The sequence below is a fragment of the Curtobacterium sp. AC273 genome (genome assembly GCF_979253735.1).
This window is the reverse complement of sequence record NZ_CEEDDU010000001.1, coordinates 315621-337833: the sequence shown is the minus strand read 5'-3', so window position 1 is coordinate 337833 and position 22213 is coordinate 315621. Positions and strand designations below refer to the sequence as shown.

The window sequence follows — 22213 nt, the reverse complement described above, 5'->3', positions numbered from 1 at the left end:
ATGTTCCGCTCCCTGTCCACCCACAACTACCGCATCTGGTTCGCGGGAGCCCTCGTCTCCAACGTCGGCACCTGGATGCAGCGCACCGCCCAGGACTGGATCGTCCTAACCAAGCTCTCCGACAACGACGCGATCGCGGTCGGCATCACGATGGCGCTGCAGTTCGGACCGCAGCTGCTGCTCCTCCCCCTGACCGGCCTCGCCGCCGACCGCTTCGACCGGCGGAAGATGCTCATGCTGACGCAGGGCCTCATGGGTGCCCTCGGGCTGGGCCTCGGCGTCATGGTGCTCACCGACACCGCGACGCTGTGGTCGCTCTACGGGTTCGCCCTCGCGCTCGGCATCGTCGCCGCGTTCGACACCCCGATCCGGCAGGCGTTCGTGTCCGACGTCGTGCAGGGCGAGCACGTCGCCAACGCCGTGGCGCTCAACTCCGCCTCGTTCAACGCTGCGCGACTCATCGGCCCCGCGGTCGCCGGCGTGCTCATCGCCGCGATCGGCTCCGGGTGGGTGTTCGTCATCAACGCCGGCTCGTTCCTGGCCGTCCTCATCGCGCTGCGCTTCGTCGACCCCGCTCAGCTCGCCGAACGCATCCGGGCGAAGCGGGGCAAGGGCCAGATCATCGCCGGCTTCCAGTACGTGCGGACCCGGCCGGACATCATCGTCGTGCTCTGCATGATCTTCGTCGTCGGCACGTTCGGCGTGAACTTCCCGATCTTCACCTCGACGATGGCGCGGGTGGAGTTCCACAAGGGCGCCGGGGAGTTCGGCCTGCTCAACTCCGTGATGGCGATCGGCTCGGTCGCCGGGGCGCTCCTGTCGGCACGACGGGACCGCCCGCGGATGCGCACCCTCGTGATCGCGTCGGCCGGGTTCGGCATCGCCTGCGTCGCCGCCGCCCTGGCGCCGACGTACTGGACCTTCGCGTTCGTGCTGGTGTTCGTCGGCCTCGCCTCGCTCACCTTCATGACGACGGCGAACGCCCTCGTGCAGACGACGACGGCGCCCGCGATGCGCGGCCGGGTGATGGCGCTCTACATGGCGATCTTCGCCGGCGGCACCCCGATCGGCGCGCCGATCGTCGGCGCGGTCGCCGACGCCTGGGGTCCGCGTTGGGCCATCGCGGTCGGTGCCGCCTCCGGGTTCGTGGCGCTCGCGATCGCGCTCGTCTGGCTCATCCGGTGGGAGCGCTTCCGGGTCCGGTACGACGCCGACACCCGCCTGCACCTGGCGATCACGCACGCCGTGCCCGTGGTCGGGACGCGCGCCTCGCGCGCCGCGGTACGGCACGACCTGGAACGCGACGAGGCGGTCGCCGACCGGTCCAGCGCCGTCTGACCCGACCCACCGACGGCCTGGAGGCACGTGGCGGCCCCGCCCCGCGCCTCCAGTCCGGGACCCGCCCGCCCGCAGCCTGCCGTCGCCCCGCCCCGCCCCCCAGCACGAAAGCGGCAGATGGCCGCCGGACGTTCGCGCGCATCTGTCGCGATCGCGACCATGACGGCTGACCGGCCCGGCGAACTGTCGGTCTGCCGCACTCGTGGACCGGCAGCCGGCACCCGGCACCCGGCACCCGGCACCCGGCGGGACGGACCTACCGGGCCGGCTCCGCTGCCGCGAAGACGCGTTCGTCGAGTGCGGCGGCGACCCGGTCGGCAGCGACCGCGAGGCGCTGCCCCGCCGTCCGTGCGACCAACAGCGCGGTGTCCACCGACACTGACTCGAGGTCCCGCCGGGTCTCGGCGAAGGCGCCCACCTCGTCCTCGATGCAGGACGGGGCGACGTCGGCGAGGCACTCGTCGGTCCGCCGCGCGAGGAACCGGAGGGACCGCGGGCTGTGCTCGTCGAGGAGCAGGAACGCGGCCGCGTCCTCGGGGCCGAGTGTGTGGTGGTCGCGACCGCGGTGGAAGGCCTCACCGGCACCGCAGGCACGGAGCGCAGTGGCCCACGACGATCCGGACTCCGGGTCGAGCAGCCCGGAGGCGACCAGCCGCGCCGTCGCCGCACACCGCTGCAAGGGACCGGCCGAGGGTGAAGAACTCCCAGACCTCGTCGCGGCTGGCGTCCGCCTCGACCACGCCGATGGCGAGGGCGCTGCGCTCGCGGACCCACCCGAGGAACTCGTGCGCCCGATCGGTCGAGACCTTCCGCGGCATGCGCGACCGGGTGACGTTGAGGCAGTCCCACAGCTCGGTGGAGACGACGTCGCGCGCACGGCGGGCGTTGTCCCGGGCCACCGCCACGGCCGACGCGATCGAGGCGGGTTCGTGCCGGTCGAGGGCGAGCGAGTCGACGGTCGACGCACGGTCCGGGTCGTTCGCCGGACCGGCCGCACCGACGACCGACCGGAGCTCCGCGGCCACCGCCCGGTCCTGGTCGACCCCGGCCGGATCGCCCCGTGCGACGTAGACGTCGAGCATCCTGGCGACGACGTCGGTGCGTTCGACGGCGTTCCCGACGTGGAAGACGCTCCCCGCGAGTCGGCTCAGCACGTCGGCTCCTGCATGTCGTGAACCTACTGACCGGTCGTTGCCGGGGTGTTTCGTCCCCGCGTCACGGGTGTTGCAGTCGGCCGATCGGCGCACTCGCTAGACAAACTAACTAGAGCGTCTAGCATTGTCGTCATGACTTCCGAGGTGACGACGAGTGCCGCGGGATTCTGGTACGGCGATGACTCCAGGGTCGACGCGGTGGACGTGCTCAACGCGCTCCGCAGGTACCGGACCGCCGAGAGCTCCGCGCAGCGGCGTGCCCGTGAAGCGCTCGGCATCGGCGAGAACGCCCTGCTGGCGCTCCGGGTCCTCCTCGACGCCGAGAAGGCCGACCGCACCGTCAACGCAAAGGACCTCGCCGAGCAGCTCGAGATCACCGCGGCGTCGACCTCGGCGCTCGTCGACCGGCTCGTCCGCAGCGGCCACGTCGTGCGGCACGCCGACCCGAACGACCGTCGTGGCGTGATCCTCACCGCCACGGGGGCGTCGATGCGCGACGTCATGCGCGTGCTCGGCCAGCTGGACTCCCGCGCGATCGAGGCCACCGAACACCTGTCGGACGCCGAGATGGCGGTCATCGTCGCGTTCCTCGACCAGATGGCCCGCGTGGTCGACGACGTGGACTCCGTCCGCGGGCGCTCCGCGTAACCTGCTCCCATGGCAGAAACGGGCTCGCACGGTCCGACGCCCGCGCCGCACGACCCCGAGGACGACATGCCCCTCGCGGAGCTCGACGCCCGCGCCCGCGCCGACGCGGCACTCCGGCGCATCCGGAACGGATCGGACCCGGCGCGTGAGGCGTTCGACCTCGCGAACACCATGAACGACGAGACCGTCGGACGGCTGACGAACGCCGTCCGACGGTTCTTCCGCCGGGGCTAGCGCGGGGTCGCGCCGGTCAGCGCGGGTCGAACGCGGTTCCGACCGCGGCGATGTCGTCGCCACCGTGGCCCGCTGCGCTGGCGTCCGCGTAGACCCGGCCGAGGGCGTCGAGCAGCACGGTGGAGACGCCGGAGGTCCGTGCGGCATCGGTGATGAGGCCGATGTCCTTCCGCAGACCGTCGAGCGCGAACTGCGCCGGGAACTCCCCCGCGATCATCGACTTCCCCTTGGTGTGCGCGTAGGCGGAGTCGCTGGCGCCGCCCGCGATGGCCTCGAGGAAGAGCGCCGGGTCGAGCCCGAGCGACCGGGCGACCGCGAGCGACTGCCCGGTGGCGGCGGTGATCGAGGCGATCCAGGCGTTCGCGGCGAGCTTGAGCGCGGTCCCTGCACCGACCTCGTCGCCCGCGCGCACCGTCTTCGCACCGATGGCGTCGAGGACGGGGTCGATGCGGTCGAGCACGTCGGCGGGGCCGGCCGCGAGCATCGTCAGCTTCCCCTGCTCGGCGGGGGCCTTCGTGCCGAGCATCATCGCCTCGACGAGCGTGATGCCGTACTTGCCGGCGAGCTGCACGATCGTCTCGGTACCGGCGACCCCGATGGTCGAGGCCTGCACCCACACGGTGTCCGTCGGGGCGTCGCCGGCGGCGCTCTCGAGCACGTCGAGCACGGCGTCGGTGTCGAACAGGGTGAGCAGGACGACCTCGGCGTCGGCGACCGCTGCCGCCGGGTCGGTGGCGACGGTGGCTCCCCGCTCCGCCAGGGGTGCGGCCTTGTCGGCGGTCCGGTTCCAGACCGTCACCTCGTGTCCCTCGCGGAGCAGCGACCCCGCCACTCCGGCGCCCATCGTGCCCGTCCCCAGTACCGTCACCCGCACGTGCGTCTCCGTCCTCGAGCGACACCGTGCCGCCCTCCGGTCGACGCTACGCGCTCGAGGTTCGGAGCAGGCCCCGATGTCAGAGCAGGCCGCGGCTCCGGAGCCACACTGCCGGGTCGACCGGGGTCCCGCCGACGATGACCTCGAAGTGCAGGTGCGAGCCGGTCGAGACGCCGGTGTTGCCCACCGCGCCGATCCGCTCGCCGGCCGCGACCGACTGCCCGACGCCGACGCCGATCTGCGACAGGTGACCGTACCGCGTCTGCGATCCGTCGGCGTGCTGCAGCAGGATCTGGTTGCCGTAGCCACCGAACACGCCGGCGGACACCACGCGGCCGGACATCGCCGCGACGACGGCGGTACCGGTGGGAGCGGCGAAGTCGAGCCCCTGGTGGTTCGTCGAGCAGGACGCACAGCCGCGGACCCACCGGGAGCCGAACCCACCCGCCGCCGGGATCGCTCCGGCGACCGGACGGACGGACGGCGCTGCCCCGCCGGTCGACGGCGGTGGTGCACCGGGGATCCGGATCGGGACCCCGCCGATCGCGAACGCGTCGCGGAGGACGGGGATCGTGTCACCCGCGGCGACGCTGTAGCGCTGTGCGTCGAGCGCGGGGACGGCCGCCTGGGGTGGCGCCGCCAGCGCCGACTGCGGGGTCGCGACCGTGACGAAGAGGCACACGGCCACCGCGGTCGCCGTGACCGGGACCGCCCTGGCCGAGGCGACCGCGTGCCCGATCGACCGCAGCGGGAGGGTGATCGCCTGGGTCACGGAGCGGGCCAGGGAGTCGGCCGCGGGCCTGGAGGCGCGGCTCACCCTGGGTGGGTCGACTCGCGCCCGGTCGGTGGTCGGTCCGGGAGCGGTGGTGACCGAGGCGGCGGGAGTGGTCGCCGCCGCCCCGGTGGTCTGGTGGTGACGCTCGGCTTCGTGGGGACGCGCGGTGACGTGGGAACGCGGCGCGTGGTCGTGACGGGCCGCGTCGTGACGTCCGGCCCGCCGGCGTCTCACCTCCGACGCCCCGGACTCGGCCGCCCGGCGGGCTCGACGCGTCTGGTGGCCCTCGGCCGCGGCTGCCGCCTCGAGGTCCGCCGCGTGCCGGGCGGCTCCGCGTGGACGCATCGGCGGGAGGTCGGTCGTGGTCATCGGGAGCGCGGACCGCGGGTCAGGCGCGGACGACGCCGTCGCGGGTGATCTGCTCGAGCTCGGTCACGACAGCGTCGACGACGGCGCGGGTGATCGCGTCGGCGACGGCCTCGACGAGGACGAGCTGCTCCGCACGGACGGCGTGCCCCGCATCGGCAGCGGCGGCGACCCGGACCGGGATCTCCTCGATGGCGGCGACGAGGGCCGCGGGGACGAGCATCGAGTCACGCGAGCGGACCGGGGCGCCCCCCCGACATCGGCGAGGTGGGAGCGGGGGTGAAGCTCGCGCGGGCCGTGGTGGGGAGGGACACGGCGCCGGTCAGGACGGGGGCCGAGGCGGCCTGCGTGGCTGCCGTCCCCGTGGTGCGGCGGGCGATGGAGTCGAAGAGCGGGGTGGAGGACATGCTGCGGACCTGCCGATCAGTGTGAGGCGATCCGTTCTCGGCCGGACCGCGGTGGAGTGTGCCCTGGGCACGCCCTCATTAACACCGATATTTCAAATGTGCAATAGCGTCCGTGGAGATACTCGATGATCAGTCGGGTTGGACGGCCTCGGTCGGGTCGTCGCGCCGGAGCGCCTGCCGCACGCGCTCCACGATCGTCGCCGGCGGGTTGTTGTACGCGTTCGCGGGTTCCTGCCCGCTGAGCTCCTGGATCGCGGCCATCACCGCGTCGGTCGCGTGGCGTCGGGCACGGCCGGAGGACGCCTCGCCGAAGGACGACAGGTCGAGCGGCTTCCCGAACTCGATCGTCACCTTCGCGAGCTTCGGGATGCGCGACCCCACGGGCTGCACGTCCTCGGTGCCGGTCAGCGCGACCGGCACCACCGGAGCGCCACTCGTCAGGGCGAGCCAGGCCACGCCCGTGCGGCCCTTGTAGATGCGGCCGTCGAGCGAGCGGGTGCCCTCGGGGTAGATCGCGAAGGCCTCCCCAGCCTCGAGCCGTTCGAGCCCGAGGTCGAGCGCGTGCTGCGCCGCCGAACCCGCACCGCGTTCGACGCCGATGGCACCGATGCCGCCGAAGAACGCACGGGACACGGCACCGCGAGGCCCGTGCCGGTGAAGTACTCCTGCTTCGCCAGGAACGAGACCTTCCGGGGTGCCATCAGCGTGATCGCCGGGGAGTCGATGAACGAGCGGTGGTTGCTCGCCAGGATCACCGGGCCGCGCTTGGGCACGTTCTTCCGACCGATGATCCGCGGACGCCACAGCATGGCGCGCCAGCGGGGTCACCACCGCGCGGCTGAGCGTGGTGGTGAACTTCGTCGATCCGGACACCGGGCCTCCTCGTGACGGGAGTCTCCGAGTGTAGTGACGCCACGGCCGCATGCCCGTTCGGGAATGTGTCGCTCAGTCCGCGGCGGCGACCACGTCGAGCACGGCCCGGCCGTACCGCTCGAGCTTCGCTCCGCCGACGCCGGAGATCTCGGCGAGCTGGTCCTCGTCCGCCGGCTTCACCGCCGCGATGCCGCGCAACGTCGCATCGTTGAAGACCACGTACGCGGGGACGCCCTGTTCGCGGGCCTGGGCCGCCCCGCCACGCTCGAGAGTGCCTCGAAGAGCCCGGCGGCCCTCTTGTGGCATGTCCGTCACGACCGCTCGCCGCGTGCGGCTGCCGCGGGGCGCCTTCACCGGGTCGCGGCGCATCCGCACCGTGACCTTGCCGCCGAGGACGTCCGCGCTCGTCGGGCTCAGGACGATCGTGCCGAACCCGTCGCCGGACACCGCGGCGTACCCCTGCGCCAGCAGCTGCCGCGCGACCGCACCCGCTCGGCCTCGCCCAGGTCGTTGCCGATGCCGAAGGTCGCGAGGGACTCGTGGCGGAGCTCCTGCACGCGCGGCGAGCGGCTTGCCGACCAGGATGTCGACGAGGTGCGAGACGCCGTACCGCTGCCCGCGCTCACGGTCGAGCCGGACGACGGTGGAGAGGAGCTTCTGCGCCGGCACGGTGCCGTCCCACGACTCGGGCGGGGCGATGCACGTGTCGCAGTTGCCGCACGCCGTCGACTCCTGCCCGAAGTAGGCGAGCAACCGGACGCGGCGGCACTCGATCGTCTCGCACAGGGCGAGCATGGCGTCGAGGTAGGGCGCTGAGCTGCCGGCGGTGCGCGGCGTCGCCCTCGGACTGGTCGATCATCCGGCGCTGCTGCTGCGACGTCGTTCAGGCCGTAGGCGAGCCACGCCGTCGAGGGCAGCCCGTCACGCCCGGCACGACCGGTCTCTTGGTAGTAGCCCTCCACCGACTTCGGCAGGTCGGGAGTGCGCCGAACCGGACGTCCGGCTTGTCGATGCCCATGCCGAAGGCGATCGTGGCGACCATGCGACGCCGTCCTCGCGCAGGAAGGTCGACTGGTTGCGCTCCCGCACCTTGGCGTCGAGACCGGCGTGGTACGGCAGCGCCGCGTCCCTGCTCGGCGAGGGCGGTCGCGGTGCGCTCGACCGAGTTGCGAGGACAGGCAGTAGACGATGCCCGCGTCGCCGCTGTGCTCGGTGCGGATGAAGGTGAGGAGCTGCTGCTGCGCGCCGGTCTTCGGCTCGATGCGGTACTGGATGTTCGGCCGGTCGAAGTCGGCGACGAAGTGCGCGGCGTCGTCGAGGCCGAGCCGTGCCGAGATCTCGCGGTGGGTCTGCGGCGTCGCGGTGGCGGTCAGCGCGATGCGCGGCACGGTCGGCCAGCGCTCGTGCAGGACGCTCAGCTCGAGGTAGTCCGGGCGGAAGTCGTGGCCCCGCGCGCGACGCAGTGGGCCTCGTCGATGGCGAACAGGGCGATCCGCGCGCGGTCGAGCAGGGCGCGCTGTGGACTCGAGCCGCAGTCGTTCGGGCGCGAGGTAGAGCATGTCGACCTCGCCCGAGACCACCGCGCGCTCGACGCGGGCGCGTTCGTCTGCGCCCTGCGTGGAGTTGAGGAACGCGGCCTTCACACCATTCGCCGCGAGGGCGTCGACCTGGTCCTGCATGAGGGCGATGAGCGGCGACACGACGACCCCGACGCCGTCGCGGACGAGTGACGGCACCTGGTAGCACAGCGACTTGCCGCCACCGGTGGGCATCAGGACGAGGGCGTCACCGCCGGACACGACCTGGTCGATGATCGCGGCCTGCTCGCCGCGGAAGTCGTCGTAGCCCCAGACGCTCCGGAGCACCTCGAGCGCAGCGGCACGCGCCGGCGACCCGGCACCGACGGACGCAGCGCTGGCGGGCCCAGCACTGGCGGGCCCAGCATCAGCGGGCCCAGCACCGACGGACACAGAGGCGCCCGCATCGGGCACGGCGACGGGCGCGGGCGTGGTGCTCATGCCACGAGCCTACGGCCGACCGGCGACACCCACGGCGTTGTCCACAGCGTCCGCGCGGTCGCCGGAGCCGGCCACGTCGTCGGGGCGGGCCGGTGCGGTGGCCCAGCCCGTGCCTCCAGGCCGGAGCCACTGTCGCCCGCCCGCCCAGGCCGGGGCCACCGCGGAAGCGGGGTGCCTCGTGCCCGGCGAACCGCCGGTCGAGGCCCCGCCACCGAGCCAGCAGTTCCACCATGCCCCAGTAGAGGAGCGAAGGTGCCGAGGGTGATCAGCCAACCCCAGACCGTCCCGTTCGACGAGTCGAGGTCGATCTTCGACCACCCCGGCGCCTGCAGCACGAAGATCATGATGTTGTTGAAGGCGTGCTGCAGGACGGTGGCCTCCATGCCGCCGGTGCGCAGGACGATGATCGCCGCGATCAGGCCGAACGAGCCGACGTCGAGGATGCCCCAGACGTTGTAGCCGTTCGGGATGTGGAGCAGGGCGAACACGACGGTCGACACCGCGACGGCGACGACCGTGCCGACGATGCGCCACGGGATCCACGAGCCGATCGTCTGCATGAGGAATCCGCGGAAGATGTACTCCTCCGCCACGCCCTGGAACGGCACGAGCAGCAGGACCAGCACGATCGTCAGGGTCAGCGTGCCGACCGAGACCGTCGACTGCCCGATCGCGGCGTGGTCCCACCCGAAGCCGCCGTCGAACGTGAACATGCCCCAGGTCTGCGTGAGGAACATGATCGCGGCGATGACGAGGGTCGGCAGGAGGCACCAGGCCGTCCATGCCCAGCGCACCCGGAACCGCGTCGAGGACAGGATGCCGGCCGGTCCGATCCGCGCGATCTTCACCGCGAGCAGGATGCCGGGCAGCAGCACCACGAGGGACACGAGCGACATCGACAGCACGATCGGGTCGGTCGGGTCGAGCGCGCCGCTCGCCAGGTCGTTCTGCAGGTCCATCAGCCCCTGCGGCCCCTGCGTGGCGCCGATCGGGACGAAGTAGGCGACCGCGATGAGGACCTGCGACGCGAGGTACCAGCCCGCCAGGAAGGCGAGCGCCACGAACGGGCGCCACCACCTCCAGCGTGCGTCGACGCGGGGCAGGCGGTGGTAGGGAACGCTCACGTCACGCAGGCTACCGGGCGGGGCAGGATGGGAGCCGTGCTCACCGTCGTCCTCGGCCTGTCCGGCGCACTCGTCTACGGCTTCGCCGACTTCCTCGGCGGGCTGGCATCGAAGGGCGTCTCCGCGCGGTGACCGTCGCCGCCGTCGCCGCCGCCGTCGGGATCGTGCCGCTGCTGCTCGGGCTCGTGGTGGTGGGCGGCGTCTTCACCTGGACCGGCACACTGTGGGGTGCCGTCGCCGGGGCGTCCGGTGGGGTCGGGGTGCTCCTGCTCTACCGTGCGCTGGCGATCGGCCCGATGAGCGTGCTCTCACCCCTCACCGCCGTGTTCGCCGCCGTCGTGCCCGTGCTGGTCGCGGTGGTCCGCGGGACGGCGCTGTCCGGACTCGCGATCGCCGCGCTGGTGGTCGCCGTGGTCGCCGTCGTGCTCGTCGCCGCGGTCCCGGACTCCTCCGGGGCGCGCGGGTCACGGCGCGCGGCCTGGTCACCGCGGCGGTCGCCGGGTGCGGGTTCGGTGGCATCGTGCTGGCCTACGACCTCACGCCGTCGGACTCCGGCGTCGCACCGCTGGTCGTCGCGCGGGTGCTGCAGGCGGTGCTGCTCGGTGCGGCGGCGGTCGGCACGGCGCTGGCCGGCCGCCCTGGAGGCGCGGGAGACTCCGCCACGTCGGCCGACGCTGCGGGGTCTGGCGCGCCTCCAGGACCGGTGGTGCGTCCGGTGGGTTCCGCGCGCTGGCCGGCTCGTCTGCTGCTCACGGTGGTGGCCTGCGGGGTGCTGGACGCGCTGGCGAACGTGTTCATCCAGGCTGGCGGCTGCACTCGCGCGACGACCCGGTGACGCTGCCCGTCGTCAGTGTGCTCAACGCGCTGTACCCGATCGGCACGGTGGTGCTCGCGGGGGTGGTGCTGCGGGAGCGGTTGACCGCGGTGCAGTGGACCGGCATCGTGCTGGCGTTCGTGGCGTCCGTGGGGCTGGCGCTTGCCTAGGAGGTGTTCGGGCCCGCTCCCGTCGCGGGCGCGGCCGGGTTTCGCGCTGAGCGACACTTCTCGGCTTCCGGAGCGCGTGAGGTGTCGTTCACGCCGAAACTCGGCTCGCCGGGGTCGGGCGGGGCCGGGTCAGACGTCGGGGATCAGGCGCTTGCCGAGCGACACCGTGTGGTCCGGGGCGTAGCCGAGCGACTCGTAGAAGCCGAGCACCTGCTCGTTGCCGGCCCGCACCTGCGGTTGAGCTTCGGGCAGCCGAGGTCGGTGAGCAGCCGCTCGAACTCCGCCATGAACGCCCGACCGAGGCCGGAGCCCTGCAGGTCCGGGCGCACCGCGAGGTAGTTCACCCATCCGCGGTGCCCGTCGAACCCCGCCATGCCCGCACCGACGACGGCGCGCTCGGCCTCGGGGTCCATCGGCTCGGCGACCAGGAAGAGCTCGGGCTGGACGGTCAGCTTCCGGGCGATGTCGCGTCGGGGGTCGTTCCACGGACGGACGAGGCCGCACGACTCCCACAGGGCGATGACGGCATCGGTGTCGGCCGGGGTGAAGGCGCGGAGGACGTGCTGCATCTCCTCACGGTAACGGTGCTGTGGAGAACCTCGTCACGGTGTCGTCGTCGTGGTCTGATAGACCTATCCGACCACCCCTTCCGGATCAGGAGCCCCGTGACCGCACACGAGACACTCCCGTCGCGTCGTTCCACGCGTGACGGCTCCGATCGTGCGAGGCGGGCACCCCGTCGGCGGCAGACCGTGAGCGGCGCGATCGTGTCGCTCATCGCAGAGCTCCTCATCGTCGCGGGCGCCGGCACCGGCCTGTACGTGGTGTGGACCGCGTGGTGGACGGACGTCGTCGCCGTGAACGCGCAGACGCACCTCGTCGAGGGACTCGGGCAGCAGAAGGCCGTCGCCGGCGTCGGCACCGAGCACCGCGGCCCCGCGCCCGTGCTCGCCGAACCGCCGACGGTCACCGACGTGTTCGGGACGATGCAGATCCCCCGCTTCGGCACGGACTACAAACGCCCCATCGGTGAGGGCACCGACCGAGAAGGTCCTCAACACCATCGGGCTCGGCCACTACCAGGACACCGCGATGCCCGGGGCCGAGGGCAACTTCGCCGTCGCCGGACACCGTGTCACCTACGGCAAGCCGCTCAACCAGATCGCCGAGCTGAAGACGGGTGACTCGGTCGTCGTGCGGGTCACCGACGCGAAGACGAAGTTCGACGTCTGGTACGTGTACAAGGTCACGGACTCGCAGATCGTCACCCCGGACCACATCGAGACGATCGCCCCGGTGCCGAACAAGCCCGGTGTGGAGCCCACCGCCGACGACCGCTGGCTGACCCTCACCGCGTGCCACCCGATGTGGTCCGCCAAGGAGCGGTACGTCACGCACGCCAAGCTCGACTACTGGATGCCCGCGTCCGAGGGCACCCCGAAGGAACTCTCGGAGACCGCGAAGTGATCTTCCCGTTCGTGTGGCGGATCCTGCCCGGTCCGACCGCCCTCAAGGTGCTCGAGTTGCTCGTGCTCCTCGCCGCGATCGTGTACGTGCTGTTCACGTGGGTGTTCCCGTGGGTCGCGGCCGACATCCTGCCGCCGCCCGACGGCACCGTGGACGTCTCGCCGTCCCCCTGACCGACCGCGCTGACCGCGCGCGCTGACCAGGCGCGGGTCGCGGTCGTGGTCGTGGTCGTGGTCGTGGTCGTGGTCGTCAGACCGTGGTCGTGACGCGCGAACCGCCCTCGAGCGTCCGCCGCACCGCGATCCGTTCCGGGATCCTCTGCTTGAGCTCCTCGACGTGACTGACGATCCCCACCTGGCGGCCACCCGCGGTGGAGCGCGAGAGCTGCCCGATCACGTCGTCGAGGGTCTCCGGGTCGAGCGTGCCGAACCCCTCGTCGACGAACAGCGTGCCGAGTGACACGCCACCGGCCTCGGCCTGCACCACGTCGGCCAGCCCGAGCGCCGAAGCAGAGCGACACCGTGAAGGTCTCCGCCGCCGGAGGAGGCTGCCGGGAGGCGCGCCGGGTGTCGGTCGTCTGGTCGTGCACGGCGAGGGCGAGCCCCGTGCGTCGCGCCGTGAACCCGACTCGCGTTCGTCCGAGGTCTCGAGGGTGAACCGGCCCGCGAGCATCGCCCGCAACCGGTCGTTCGCCGCGGCGACGACGTCCTCGAAGCGACGCATGAGCACGTAGGTGCCGAGCGTGATGCCGCTCGGGTTGACCGAGGGCTGCCCGGCCGCGATGTCGGCGAGGCGCACCACCGCGCGCGGCTCCGGGCCGAGGTGTCGTCGCGTGCGCGCACGGCGTCGGCGACCTCGATGGCGCACTGCTCGGATGCCGTCGCGCGGTCCTCGGCGGAGGTCGCCGTCCGGGTCGCCTGCTCGGCGGCGAGGGCGGACTGCTCGCGGGCGACCCGCGCCCCTCGAGGTCGAGGGCATCGGCGTCGGTACCGGCGGCCGCCACCACGTCGGGCTCCGCCAGGCCAGCGTCCACCACGGCGCGCTCGCGATCGGCGGTGGCGACGGCGCGCTGCAGCTCCTCGGAGCGCCCACGGTCGAGGAGCGCGGCACGGGCGGCCGCGACGTCGTCGAACTCCTGCTCCGCCAGCACGCGCTCCACCTCGGCCAGGCGCTCACGGACCGCGCCGGAGGCGGCGACCGCGAGGCCGTCCGCCCGGGACACGGCGTCGAGCCGATCGACCAGCGCGTCGAGCCGTGCGACGCCCGCGCCCAGCGAGTCCGGTTCGTCGTCGAGCAGCCCGGTGACGCGGTCGACGGCCTGCTGGACGGCCGCCGTGTCCTGACCGAGCCGTTCGGTGTCCGCCGAGGCCGAGGCCACCAGGACCGCCCGCTCGGTGTCGACCTCGTTGCGCTGCCGTTCGAGGGTGCGGGTCTGCTCGTCGTGCGCGGCACGCTGCTGTTCGAGGGTGCGGACGCGGACGGCGGCGGTGTGGGCTGCCTCGACCAGGGCACCGGCAGCGGCAGCGAGGGCGTCCACGGTCACCGCGTCGGTGTCGCCGAGCGCCTGCACGAGCCGCTCGTGCTCCGCTCGGTCGACCGCGAGGGCAGCGGCGCTGTCGGAGAGGTCCTGTTCGGCGCGGTGTGCGGCCCGGCCGGCGGCCTCGATCGCCTCGGCCGTGGGGTGGTCGTCCTGCGGGAGCGCGACGGCGGGGTGCTCGACGGCGCCGCACACCGGGCAGGGGTCGCCCGTCTGCAGGGCCGCGCCGAGTTCCCCGGCGAGGCCGGCGATGCGACGTTCGCGGAGCTGCTGCTCGGCGCGCACCAGGTCGTGCGCGGTGGTCCAGGCCGCCCCGACGGCGGCCTCGGCAGCCGGACGGCGCCGTTCGGAGAGTGGCTCGGGCGTCGAGGTCGGCGCGGAGTCGCCCGACCCGCTCGACCTCGTGTCCGAGCGGCTTCGGCGCCGGCGGCCGTCTCGGCGGCGGCGCGGGCGTCCTCGACGATGCGTGCCCGTTCGGCCGGTCGGGCCTCGAGCGCGGTGTCGAGGTCGGCCAATCGTCGTGCGAGCTGTTCGGCGCGGCTCGCGGCGTCGGTGATCGAGCGGCGGCGGGCGGCGAACCCGGTCTCCACCGCGACGAGGTGTCGGACCGCGGCGATGGACTCGGCGACGGTGGCACGCTGGCGGACGAGGTCGTCCCCCGTCGCACTGACCTGGTGCCGGGCGCGCAGGGCATCCGCCGCCGACGCGGCCTCGGCGGACCGGACGCGGGCGGCGTCGAGCCCGTCCGCGACCGCGGCCACGCGTGCGGCCCGGTCGGCGAGGGCCAGACGGGTGCGTGCCGCGTCGACGTCGGGTGCACCGGCGTCGAGGACCGAGCGGCGTCGGAGGAGCTCAGTGCGCCGTTCGAGGGCGGCGGCACGGGCGGTGACCGCCTGCTCGTGCGCGGCGGCGGCCGTGGCGGTGCTTGCAGCTGCTGCCCGTGCCGCCTCGGCCGCGTCGGCCGCAGCGCGAGCCGCCACCGTCGGGGTGACGGCGGCTTCGTCGAGGGTCGTCCGAGCCGGCCGCCTGGGCGAACCGGCTGAGGGCGTCGCGCACGCGGGCGTCCGCACCGTCGACCTCGGCCTGCACGGCGCGGCGACGGGCGGCGAGTTCGTCCGCCGTGCGGTCGTAGACCTGCGTGCCGAACAACGACTGCAAGGGCTTTCGTCGCTCTTCGCCCGGCGAGCGCAGGAACCGCGCGAACTCACCCTGCGGCAGCACGACGGTCTGCAAGGAACTGCGCCCGGTCGAGCCCGACGATGCGGGTGATCTCGACGGCGACCTCGGGGATGCGGGACGACACCGGTTCGCCCGCGACGTCGGCCGGACCGGCGAGACGGAAGAGCTGCACGGACGCCTGCTGCTTCACGGTGCCGGTGCCGCGCTGCTTCGGGCGGTCGTACTGCGGCGTGCGGCGGACCCGGTAGACGCCCGCACCCGTCTCGAAGACGAGCTCGACGAAGGGCTCGACGGCGGGGTCGGCGTGCTGACTGTGCAGCCGGTCGTCGGTGGCGTCGGCCCCGGCGAGCTTGCCGTACAGCGCGAACACGACGGCGTCGATGATCGTCGACTTGCCGGAACCGGTCGGCCCCTCGAGCAGGAACACCCCCGAGGCGGCGAGCGCGGCGAAGTCGATCGACACGAGGTCCGGGTAGGGACCGATCGCGCGGAGGTCGAGGCGGTGCAGGTACATCAGCGGTCCCCCTCGCGCTGCAGCGCCAGGGCTGCTGCCTCGTACGCCCTCGGTCAGGATCGCCCGGTCGTCGTCGGTCGGCGCGGCGCCCGTGGCGAACGACACGAAGTCCGCTGCGACCTCGACCGGGTCGGACGTGGCCGTGACGGCTCGCGCCGCGGCACGTTCGCCGCGGTCGGCTGAGCTCGTGCGTGATCGCGAAGGGCGTACGGGAAGTGGTCCTTCACCCGCGCGTACATGCGTTCCGGGTGCACGGTGTCCGTCACGGCCACCCGGACCCAGGCGTCCGCCGCGGACCGGAAGGCACCGGACTCGATGTCGTCGATGCTGCCGCGGACGTCGACCAGCCGTCGGGGCACGGGTGCCGGGACGAGTTCGACGGTCACCCCTCCGGAGGCGTCGAGGTCGACCACGGTCACCGACTTCTGCTGGTTCCGCTCGCCGAACGAGAACGCGAGCGGTGACCCGGCGTACCGGATGCGGTCGGTCGCGCCCACCCGCTGCGGGCGGTGCAGGTGGCCGAGCGCCACGTAGTCGACGCCGTCGAACACGCTCTCGGACACCCGATCCACCCCGCCGACGCGGATGTCCTGCTCACTGTCGCTCGGCTCGGTCCCGCCGACGAAGGCGTGCGCTACGACGACGCTGCGCGTGCCGCCCGCTGGGCGAGGTCGGCGCGGACACGGTCCATCGCGGCACCGACGACGGCCTGGTGGGACCGCGCGAGGGGCTCGTCGGGGACGGCGGCGAGCGCGTAGCGGGGGAGTCCGGGTGCAGGTACGGGATGCCGTAGACCGCGACCGGCCCGGCTGCGTCGGAGACGACGACCGGGGTGCCGATGCCCGCGGGTTCGGCCAGGATCCGGACGCGGGTGCCCATCACCCCGGCGCCGAAGCCGAGTCGTGCGGCGGAGTCGTGGTTGCCCGGGGTGAGCACGACCGTGCTGGTGCGGGCGAGTCGTTCGAGCGCGTGGGACAGCATGCGGACGGCGTCGACCGGCGGGATGGCGCGGTCGTAGACGTCGCCGGCGATGACGACGAGGTCGATCGCGCGCTCGTGCACCTGGCCGACGAGCCAGTCGAGGAACGCCTGCTGGTGGTCGAGCAGGTCGGCACCCAGCAGTGTGCGGCCGAGGTGCCAGTCGCCGGTGTGCAGGATGCGCATGCCGTCACGGTAGCGCCGGCCGGGGACAGTCCCGGGGTGCCCCGCGGCACCCTGTGGAGAACCGGCCGGGTCAGTTCGCGCAGCTGAGGTTCGTGCCGACGAGCGCTGTCTGGATGCGGGCCGTCACGGTGCTGTCGACGTACCAGGACCCGGCCCAGTTCGTCCGGATCTTCACCGTCGACGGCGCCGAGCGACAGGATGCCCTGACCCGTGACGCGGATCGGCGCGGTGCTGCCCGTGGGGCCGGTCGCCGCGATCGTGCCGGCGTTCGTGTTGAGGACGGAGAACGAGGTGGCGGCCGGACCGCCGTAGGCGAAGCCGATGTTCACGGAGCCGTCCCCGTTGGGCGTGCAGGTCAGCGCCGTCGCCGGGGTCGCGGTGCCGGCGGCGAACGTCGTGGCGGTGGTGGTGGTCCTCGACCACGGTGCGGCGACCGCCTGGGCCGGCAGCGGCCATGCCGGCACCGCCGGCGACCACGAGGACGAGGGCGGCACCGCCGAGTCGGCGCAGCCGACGCACGCGACAGGCGTGCCGACGCAGGACACGGCGGCTCTGGACGGGCGCGGGGTCGGCCTGGAGGCGCGTCGCGGCGCCGTCCGCGCCTCCAGGCCGTCGTCCGCACCGTCCCCGTCACCGTCACCCGACGAGCCAGCGGAACCGGAACCGGACGAGCCGCCAGGACCGGCCGGCCGCCTCGGCGAACCGCCGGAGCGACCCGTCGATCGTGCAGAGCGCGAGGACCGCGACCAGCGCGAGCACGAGCATGCCGACCGGCACCCACTGGCCCGATGCGGACCCACGTGATCGGGGTCCCGACGAACGGCACCCGCAGGAACGCGACCCCGTGCACGGCGGAGCGCTCGAGCGGGGTGGAGTCCTGCTGCGGGTTCGCGTCGCCCTTCGTGACGAGGGTGCCTCCGGGGCCGTCCTCGACGTAGCGGTGCATGCGGAGGTGCCCGGGCTGGTCCGGGTCGTCGGCGAGCAGGATCTTGCCCATCCGGACCTCGCCGGCCGACACCGGACGCGAGACCACGACGTCCCCGGGGGCGAGCCGGGGCTCCATCGAGCCGGTCATCACCGTCGTCGGCTGCCAGCCGATCACCGCGGGTGCGGCGGCCCACAACGCGAGCCCGAGCAGCGTGGCGACGACCCCGCGGGCGAGGGTGGCGACGACGACGCGCCCCAGTCGACGGCGTCACGGACCACTTCGTGCGGTGTGGGACCACCGTGCACTGTGATGCTCGTCATGACTGCCTTCGACCGGGGGGCGCGTTCTGGAGGGATGACGGACGGGTCCGCGTCGGGTGCGGTCCCGGTCGTCGCCGGATGCAGAGGACGGGGAGCGTTCGGTCACGCTCCCGTCGGGCCCGCTCAGCTGTTCCTGGGCCTCCCAGGTGAAGCCGAGGGCCGCGGTGCCGCCCTGCACGGAGTTCGGGGCGGTGCTCGAGACCGTGTAGGTGAAGCGGTAGACGCGCGACTCCGACGCGGTGCCGATCGGGGCCCACGTGCCGAGGCCGCTGGCGAAGTTCGCCGCGGTGAAGTTGCTGAGCAGGCCGCTGTAGAGGGTGCCGCTCGTGGTGGCGGGGGTGAAGCCGGTGCAGGAGCCGAAGCCGCCGCCGGTGCCCTGCTCGACCGTGAGGGTCATGTTCGCGTCGAGGGCCTTCGTGGCCGAGGCGTTGGTGCCGTACAGCTTCACGGTCGAGGGCAGCGAGCCGGTCGAGGTGACCGTGATGCAGTTCGCTCCGGTCGAGCCCGGCTTGAGGCCGGTCGCGTTGAACAGCGCGGTGTTGTTGTCGTCGTCGGTGAGGGCGACGCTGCCGGCGGTCCAGTTGCTGGTCGGGTTGACCGTGGTGGCCGAGAAGGCCGAGTACGACGCGGTGGACACGACGACACCCGAGGCCACGAGAGCGGCGGGGATGGCGATCCAGGCGGCGAGACGGGCGGCGCGAGGGGTGACACGAGACATGGCGGAGCTCCTGATCCGAGGTGGCGCCGGGTCCGCGGTGGTTGGCCGCGCTACGTCGCCGTGGTGATTGCTACGACGATCAAGCTACTTGGCCGCCGTGCAGCTCACAAGCCGGAGGAATGCCCCACTGCTGGGGGTAGTTCAATCGCTGAGATACTTGTTCAATGAGCTGCACGGCGGCATACCCGTACCGCCCCGCCGATCGCGCGAGCGATCACCACCCGAGAAGAGCCGCCCGATGACGGACACCGCCCCCGCGATCCCCGCCCCTGCGCTCCCCCGGCAGCACGACCACGAGCTGCCCCCGGCGCCGGTCTCCCCCACCGTCAGCGTTCCGGAAACCGCACCGGACACCGACGTCGCGAAGCTGATGACGGCCTTCCGCGTGCTCCAGATGCAGCACGCCCGGGTGCTCCACCACGAGAGCTCCACCCGGGGTCTGAACGCGACCGACGCCCGGTTCGTGTTCTTCCTCGCGGCAGCGGACGGCCAGGGCGTCACCCCGAAGCAGGCCGGCGAGTACCTCGAGCTGTCCACCGGGGCGATGACGTCCCTGATCGACCGGCTCGAGAAGCGTGCCCACATCGAGCGCCGCCCGAACCCCGAGGACCGCCGCAGCATCCTCATCCACCTCACGCCCTCCGGCGCCGAGGTCGCGCGCGGGATCGGTGCCGTCTACACCGCCGCCTTCCGTGAGGTCATCGCCCCGGACGACCGGGCCGCGCTCGCCGACGCGTTCGACCGGCTCGGCACCGCCCTCGACCGGCACTCCCGCGCCGTCCACGACGCGACCACGTTGGCCGGCCTCGCCGTCTGAGGGCCGCGCGCACGAGCCCCATCCGTGTGACGGACCGTGTCGGGGCCGCCGCGTAGCGTGGCGGCATGACCCCTTCTGAACTCCTGATCGAAGCGTTCTCCCGCGTGCCGTCGACGGTCGCACGCGCCGTCGACGGGCTGTCCGAGGACCAGCTGGCGTCGCGCCCGGCGACGGGAGCGAACACGCTCGCCTGGCTCGCGTGGCACATCGCCCGGGGGCAGGACACGCAGATCGCCGACCTCGCCGGCACCGAGCAGGTGTGGACGGCCGACGGCTGGGTGGAGCGGTTCGGCCTGCCGTTCCCCGCCGAAGCGCCCGGGTACGGCATGTCCCGCGACGACGTCGGACGCGTCCGCGCCTCCGCCGACCTGCTGCTCGGCTACCTGCAGGCGGTGCACGAGCGCACCGTCGCCTACGTCGGCACGCTCGCCCCGGAGGACTTCGACCCGGTCGTCGACGACGCCTGGGACCCGCCCGTCACCGCGGGTGCCCGCCTCGTCAGCATCCTCGATGACTGCACGCAACACGCCGGCCAGGCTGGGTACGTCCGCGGGCTCCTCTTCTTCAACCGCTGACGCGGTCCGGACAGACAGACGGGAGGGCCCGTGGCGATCCCGCCACGGGCCTCCCGTCCGTCCACTGCTCGCGACTACCGCGCGGCGAGCTCCGCCACGATCCCGTCACCGGGAGCGGCGTCGACCAGGTCGGCCTCGATCTCCGCGTGCTCGAGGATGCCCTCGATCTTGCGGCGACGGCTGCGCGGGACGATCGTCACGACCGTGCCCTCCTTGCCGGCACGACCCGTCCGGCCGGAGCGGTGCATGTACGCCTTGTAGTCGTCCGGCGCGTCGGCCTGCACGACGAGCGACACGTCGTCCACGTGGATGCCACGGGCGGCGACGTCGGTCGCGACGAGCACGTTCACCCGGCCGCTGGTGAGCAGCTGCAGGTTGCGCGTCCGGCGCGACTGGTTGAGGTCACCGTGGAGCGACGTCGCACGGATGCCGGCGTCCTCGAACTGGTCGGCGAGGCGCTCGGCGTAGGCGCGGGTGCGGGCGAACACGATGGTCTTGCCGTCGCCGGACACGAGCTCCTCGAGGAGCTGGTCCTTCTGGCGCTGCTCCACCACGAGCACGCGGTGGTCGATCGTCGACGAGGCCTGGTCCTCACCGGCGACCTCGTGGACGGACGGCTCGTGCAGGAACTGCTCGACGAGCGACGCGACCTGGGCGTCGAGCGTCGCGCTGAACAGGAGCTTCTGCGCGCGGTTGCCCTCCGGGGTGACCTCGGCGGTGGCGGAGAGGATCTCCTGCACCGGCTCGAGGAACCCGAGGTCGCACATGTGGTCGGCCTCGTCGAGCACGGAGATGACGACCTCGCTGAGGTCGAGCGTTCCCTTGTTCATGAGGTCCTGCACGCGACCCGGCGTGCCGACGATGATGTCGACGCCGCGCTCGAGGGCGCCCACCTGGCGGCCGTACGGGACGCCGCCGTAGATCTGCGTCGTGAAGAGGCCCACCGAGCGGGCGATCGGCTGCACCGTGCGGTCGATCTGCAGGGCGAGCTCGCGCGTCGGGGCGAGGATGAGCGCACGCGGGGCGCGGCCCATCTTGCGCTTCGTGCCGCCGCCGTTCTCCATGAGCTTCTCGACGAGCGGGGCGCCGAACGCGATGGTCTTGCCGGAGCCCGTGCGGCCGCGGCCGAGGACGTCCTTGCCGGCGAGCACGTCGGGGATCGTCGCCGCCTGGATCGGGAACGGGCTGGATGCTCCGAGCTCGCCGAGCGCACGGGAGATGTTGCCGCCGATGCCGAGGTCGCCGAAGGTCACGCCCTCGACGTCGGCCGCGATCGTGGCCTCGGCCTGGAGCTTCTCGAGCTTGACGTCGTCGGCGGGGACGAACGGCTTGCGCTCGGCGTCGTCACGACGGGGAGCACGGTCGTCGCGGTCGAAGCGACGGGGTGCGCGGTCGTCGCGGTCGAAGCGACGGGGCGCACGGTCATCGCTGTCACGACGGGGTGCGCGGTCGTCGCGGTCGAACCGGCGCGGGGCGCGGTCGTCACGGTCGAAGCGGCGGGGCGCACGGTCGTCGCTGTCACGACGGGGTGCGCGGTCGTCACGGTCGAAGCGGCGCGGGGCGCGGTCGTCGCTGTCACGACGCGGGACGCGGTCGTCACGGTCGAAACGACGGGGTGCACGGTCATCGCGGTCGAACCGACGCGGGGCGCGGTCGTCGCTGTCACGACGCGGGGCACGGTCGTCACGGTCGAAGCGACGCGGGGCTCGGTCGTCACGGTCGAAACGACGGGGCGCACGGTCGTCACGATCGAAGCGACGCGGAGCGCGGTCGTCGCTGTCCCGACGCGGGGCACGGTCGTCACGATCGAACCGGCGCGGGGCACGGTCGTCGCGGTCGAACCGGCGGGGCGCACGGTCGTCACGGTCGAAACGGCGACCACCGCGGTCGTCACGCTCCGGGCGACGCGCGCCGGCGTCACGGGGCTCCCAGTTCGGACGCGCGGGACGCTCGCCCTGCGACGAGCGGCCGCGGCGCTCTTCGGCGTCCCAGCGCTGCTTCTGACGCGGCTGCGACGGCTCGGCGGCACGGAAGCCGCGGTGCTTGCTGCTGCGCGCGGCAGGGGTGCCGTTCGGGTGACGGACACGGTCGGAGGCACGGTTGTCCGCGCCGCCCTTGTTGTACGGGGCCATGGCTACTTTCTCGGGGTGCAGACGTACCGCAGCGCCCGACAGCGACATCGGCGGGGGCTGCTTGCGG

26 protein-coding genes and 4 pseudogenes are annotated in these 22213 nt (G+C 73.1%); 10 read left to right on the top strand and 20 right to left on the bottom strand.

All coding sequences use genetic code 11. The features are described 5' to 3' along the window. Positions 1-1338 carry an MFS transporter gene (locus tag ACZ8AI_RS02090; RefSeq protein ID WP_464856125.1) on the top strand — a complete coding sequence of 446 codons (1338 nt, stop codon included), beginning with the start codon at positions 1-3 and terminating at the stop codon, positions 1336-1338. Positions 1339-1594: 256 nt separating this feature from the next. Here ACZ8AI_RS02090 and ACZ8AI_RS02085 read toward each other — a convergent pair whose 3' ends face one another. The 3 genes and pseudogenes from ACZ8AI_RS02085 to ACZ8AI_RS02075 form a co-directional block, all read right to left on the bottom strand. Next, entirely contained in the window at positions 1595-1756 is a 162-nt protein-coding gene (locus tag ACZ8AI_RS02085) for a hypothetical protein (protein WP_464856412.1), read from the bottom strand. Then, positions 1757-2017, bottom strand: a pseudogene (locus ACZ8AI_RS02080) (alpha-E domain-containing protein); the annotation flags it as partial. Then, entirely contained in the window at positions 1914-2492 is a 579-nt protein-coding gene (locus ACZ8AI_RS02075; RefSeq protein ID WP_464856122.1) for an alpha-E domain-containing protein, read from the bottom strand. The pseudogene ACZ8AI_RS02080 and the gene ACZ8AI_RS02075, both read right to left, overlap by 104 nt. 132 nt (positions 2493-2624) lie before the next feature. Here ACZ8AI_RS02075 and ACZ8AI_RS02070 point away from each other — a divergent pair, with 132 nt between their 5' ends. Together ACZ8AI_RS02070 and ACZ8AI_RS02065 are read left to right on the top strand one after the other, a co-directional pair. Continuing rightward, complete coding sequence (locus tag ACZ8AI_RS02070; protein WP_464856120.1) at positions 2625-3140, top strand: MarR family winged helix-turn-helix transcriptional regulator; 516 nt, start codon at positions 2625-2627, stop codon at positions 3138-3140. A 9-nt stretch (positions 3141-3149) separates the two neighbouring features. Further along, positions 3150-3374: a hypothetical protein gene (locus ACZ8AI_RS02065; RefSeq protein ID WP_464856118.1), complete on the top strand. Its 225-nt coding sequence runs from the start codon at positions 3150-3152 to the stop codon at positions 3372-3374. A gap of 16 nt (positions 3375-3390) precedes the next feature. On the opposite strand, the gene ACZ8AI_RS02060 is transcribed toward ACZ8AI_RS02065, so the two are convergent. The 9 genes and pseudogenes from ACZ8AI_RS02060 to ACZ8AI_RS02020 all read right to left on the bottom strand — a co-directional run bounded on the left by ACZ8AI_RS02060 (position 3391) and on the right by ACZ8AI_RS02020 (position 9811). Beyond that, the gene (locus ACZ8AI_RS02060) at positions 3391-4242 is read right to left on the bottom strand and encodes an NAD(P)-dependent oxidoreductase (RefSeq protein WP_464856116.1); all 852 of its coding nucleotides are present in this window, start codon (positions 4240-4242) and stop codon (positions 3391-3393) included. Between the two features lie 85 nt (positions 4243-4327). After that, a complete protein-coding gene (locus tag ACZ8AI_RS02055; protein WP_464856114.1) occupies positions 4328-5065 on the bottom strand; it encodes a M23 family metallopeptidase in 738 nt (245 codons plus the stop codon). Between the two features lie 346 nt (positions 5066-5411). Next, complete coding sequence (locus tag ACZ8AI_RS02050; protein WP_464856112.1) at positions 5412-5612, bottom strand: hypothetical protein; 201 nt, start codon at positions 5610-5612, stop codon at positions 5412-5414. 4 nt (positions 5613-5616) lie between these two features. Next, positions 5617-5796, bottom strand: coding sequence for a hypothetical protein (locus ACZ8AI_RS02045; RefSeq protein WP_464856110.1), 180 nt, complete (start codon positions 5794-5796; stop codon positions 5617-5619). 129 nt (positions 5797-5925) lie between these two features. Then, positions 5926-6669 (bottom strand): annotated as a pseudogene (locus ACZ8AI_RS02040) (lysophospholipid acyltransferase family protein). 72 nt (positions 6670-6741) lie between these two features. Continuing rightward, positions 6742-7116, bottom strand: coding sequence for an HRDC domain-containing protein (locus tag ACZ8AI_RS02035; RefSeq protein ID WP_464856372.1), 375 nt, complete (start codon positions 7114-7116; stop codon positions 6742-6744). Between the two features lie 174 nt (positions 7117-7290). Then, positions 7291-7464: pseudogene (locus ACZ8AI_RS02030) on the bottom strand (RecQ family zinc-binding domain-containing protein); the annotation flags it as partial. A gap of 431 nt (positions 7465-7895) precedes the next feature. Then, positions 7896-8687 (bottom strand): annotated as a pseudogene (locus ACZ8AI_RS02025) (DEAD/DEAH box helicase); the annotation flags it as partial. Next, a complete protein-coding gene (locus ACZ8AI_RS02020; RefSeq protein ID WP_464856108.1) occupies positions 8684-9811 on the bottom strand; it encodes a lysostaphin resistance A-like protein in 1128 nt (375 codons plus the stop codon). The gene ACZ8AI_RS02020 and the pseudogene ACZ8AI_RS02025, both read right to left, overlap by 4 nt. 223 nt (positions 9812-10034) lie before the next feature. Between ACZ8AI_RS02020 and ACZ8AI_RS02015 the strand changes: the two genes are divergently transcribed. Next, the gene (locus ACZ8AI_RS02015) at positions 10035-10646 is read left to right on the top strand and encodes a hypothetical protein (RefSeq protein WP_464856106.1); all 612 of its coding nucleotides are present in this window, start codon (positions 10035-10037) and stop codon (positions 10644-10646) included. Continuing rightward, positions 10643-10795 carry an EamA family transporter gene (locus ACZ8AI_RS02010; protein ID WP_464856104.1) on the top strand — a complete coding sequence of 51 codons (153 nt, stop codon included), beginning with the start codon at positions 10643-10645 and terminating at the stop codon, positions 10793-10795. The genes ACZ8AI_RS02015 and ACZ8AI_RS02010 overlap by 4 nt, the downstream gene beginning before the upstream one ends. 143 nt (positions 10796-10938) lie before the next feature. Here the strand turns inward: ACZ8AI_RS02010 and ACZ8AI_RS02005 are convergent, their stop codons facing one another. After that, positions 10939-11364 (bottom strand): GNAT family acetyltransferase, encoded by a 426-nt coding sequence (locus tag ACZ8AI_RS02005; protein ID WP_464856102.1) that lies wholly within the window; start codon positions 11362-11364, stop codon positions 10939-10941. A gap of 460 nt (positions 11365-11824) precedes the next feature. Here ACZ8AI_RS02005 and ACZ8AI_RS02000 point away from each other — a divergent pair, with 460 nt between their 5' ends. Further along, positions 11825-12262, top strand: a complete 438-nt coding sequence (locus ACZ8AI_RS02000) for a sortase domain-containing protein (protein ID WP_464856100.1) — start codon at positions 11825-11827, stop codon at positions 12260-12262. Continuing rightward, entirely contained in the window at positions 12259-12435 is a 177-nt protein-coding gene (locus ACZ8AI_RS01995) for a hypothetical protein (RefSeq protein ID WP_175477615.1), read from the top strand. Before ACZ8AI_RS02000 ends, ACZ8AI_RS01995 begins: the two co-directional genes overlap by 4 nt. A gap of 76 nt (positions 12436-12511) precedes the next feature. Here the strand turns inward: ACZ8AI_RS01995 and ACZ8AI_RS01990 are convergent, their stop codons facing one another. Next, positions 12512-13063 carry a P-loop NTPase family protein gene (locus ACZ8AI_RS01990; RefSeq protein WP_464856098.1) on the bottom strand — a complete coding sequence of 184 codons (552 nt, stop codon included), beginning with the start codon at positions 13061-13063 and terminating at the stop codon, positions 12512-12514. Between the two features lie 31 nt (positions 13064-13094). On the opposite strand from ACZ8AI_RS01990, the gene ACZ8AI_RS01985 reads away from it, so the two are divergent. After that, complete coding sequence (locus ACZ8AI_RS01985; RefSeq protein ID WP_464856096.1) at positions 13095-15068, top strand: hypothetical protein; 1974 nt, start codon at positions 13095-13097, stop codon at positions 15066-15068. Here the strand turns inward: ACZ8AI_RS01985 and ACZ8AI_RS01980 are convergent. From ACZ8AI_RS01980 to ACZ8AI_RS01960, 5 genes are all read right to left on the bottom strand, one after another. Then, a complete protein-coding gene (locus ACZ8AI_RS01980) occupies positions 15004-15597 on the bottom strand; it encodes an AAA family ATPase (protein WP_464856094.1) in 594 nt (197 codons plus the stop codon). The two genes, ACZ8AI_RS01985 and ACZ8AI_RS01980, sit on opposite strands and share 65 nt — an antisense overlap. Beyond that, positions 15546-16055, bottom strand: coding sequence for a metallophosphoesterase family protein (locus ACZ8AI_RS01975; protein WP_464856092.1), 510 nt, complete (start codon positions 16053-16055; stop codon positions 15546-15548). Before ACZ8AI_RS01975 ends, ACZ8AI_RS01980 begins: the two co-directional genes overlap by 52 nt. Positions 16056-16086: 31 nt before the next feature. After that, positions 16087-16656 (bottom strand): metallophosphoesterase family protein, encoded by a 570-nt coding sequence (locus ACZ8AI_RS01970; protein ID WP_464856090.1) that lies wholly within the window; start codon positions 16654-16656, stop codon positions 16087-16089. 355 nt (positions 16657-17011) lie between these two features. Continuing rightward, on the bottom strand, positions 17012-17758 hold the full coding sequence (locus ACZ8AI_RS01965) for a S24/S26 family peptidase (protein ID WP_464856088.1): 747 nt from the start codon (positions 17756-17758) through the stop codon (positions 17012-17014). Positions 17759-17851: 93 nt separating this feature from the next. Further along, on the bottom strand, positions 17852-18622 hold the full coding sequence (locus tag ACZ8AI_RS01960) for a hypothetical protein (protein ID WP_464856086.1): 771 nt from the start codon (positions 18620-18622) through the stop codon (positions 17852-17854). Positions 18623-18860: 238 nt separating this feature from the next. On the opposite strand from ACZ8AI_RS01960, the gene ACZ8AI_RS01955 reads away from it, so the two are divergent. Both ACZ8AI_RS01955 and ACZ8AI_RS01950 read left to right on the top strand, forming a co-directional pair. Continuing rightward, positions 18861-19439, top strand: coding sequence for a MarR family winged helix-turn-helix transcriptional regulator (locus ACZ8AI_RS01955; protein ID WP_464856084.1), 579 nt, complete (start codon positions 18861-18863; stop codon positions 19437-19439). A 65-nt stretch (positions 19440-19504) separates the two neighbouring features. Further along, on the top strand, positions 19505-20014 hold the full coding sequence (locus ACZ8AI_RS01950; RefSeq protein WP_464856082.1) for a mycothiol transferase: 510 nt from the start codon (positions 19505-19507) through the stop codon (positions 20012-20014). 74 nt (positions 20015-20088) lie between these two features. Here the strand turns inward: ACZ8AI_RS01950 and ACZ8AI_RS01945 are convergent, their stop codons facing one another. Beyond that, positions 20089-22146, bottom strand: coding sequence for a DEAD/DEAH box helicase (locus ACZ8AI_RS01945; protein WP_464856370.1), 2058 nt, complete (start codon positions 22144-22146; stop codon positions 20089-20091). Positions 22147-22213 lie beyond the last annotated feature (67 nt).

Excerpts from the sequence above, each read along its gene's own strand:
- ACZ8AI_RS02090 (WP_464856125.1), top strand. The coding sequence starts at position 1 with ATGTTCCGCTCCCTGTCCACCCACAACTACCGCATCTGGTTCGCGGGA.
- ACZ8AI_RS02070 (WP_464856120.1), top strand. The coding sequence starts at position 2,625 with ATGACTTCCGAGGTGACGACGAGTGCCGCGGGATTCTGGTACGGCGAT.
- ACZ8AI_RS02065 (WP_464856118.1), top strand. The coding sequence starts at position 3,150 with ATGGCAGAAACGGGCTCGCACGGTCCGACGCCCGCGCCGCACGACCCC.
- ACZ8AI_RS02050 (WP_464856112.1), bottom strand. The coding sequence starts at position 5,612 with ATGCTCGTCCCCGCGGCCCTCGTCGCCGCCATCGAGGAGATCCCGGTC.
- ACZ8AI_RS02045 (WP_464856110.1), bottom strand. The coding sequence starts at position 5,796 with ATGTCCTCCACCCCGCTCTTCGACTCCATCGCCCGCCGCACCACGGGG.
- ACZ8AI_RS02005 (WP_464856102.1), bottom strand. The coding sequence starts at position 11,364 with ATGCAGCACGTCCTCCGCGCCTTCACCCCGGCCGACACCGATGCCGTC.
- ACZ8AI_RS01970 (WP_464856090.1), bottom strand. The coding sequence starts at position 16,656 with ATGCGCATCCTGCACACCGGCGACTGGCACCTCGGCCGCACACTGCTG.
- ACZ8AI_RS01960 (WP_464856086.1), bottom strand. The coding sequence starts at position 18,622 with ATGTCTCGTGTCACCCCTCGCGCCGCCCGTCTCGCCGCCTGGATCGCC.
- ACZ8AI_RS01955 (WP_464856084.1), top strand. The coding sequence starts at position 18,861 with ATGACGGACACCGCCCCCGCGATCCCCGCCCCTGCGCTCCCCCGGCAG.
- ACZ8AI_RS01950 (WP_464856082.1), top strand. The coding sequence starts at position 19,505 with ATGACCCCTTCTGAACTCCTGATCGAAGCGTTCTCCCGCGTGCCGTCG.
- ACZ8AI_RS01945 (WP_464856370.1), bottom strand. The coding sequence starts at position 22,146 with ATGGCCCCGTACAACAAGGGCGGCGCGGACAACCGTGCCTCCGACCGT.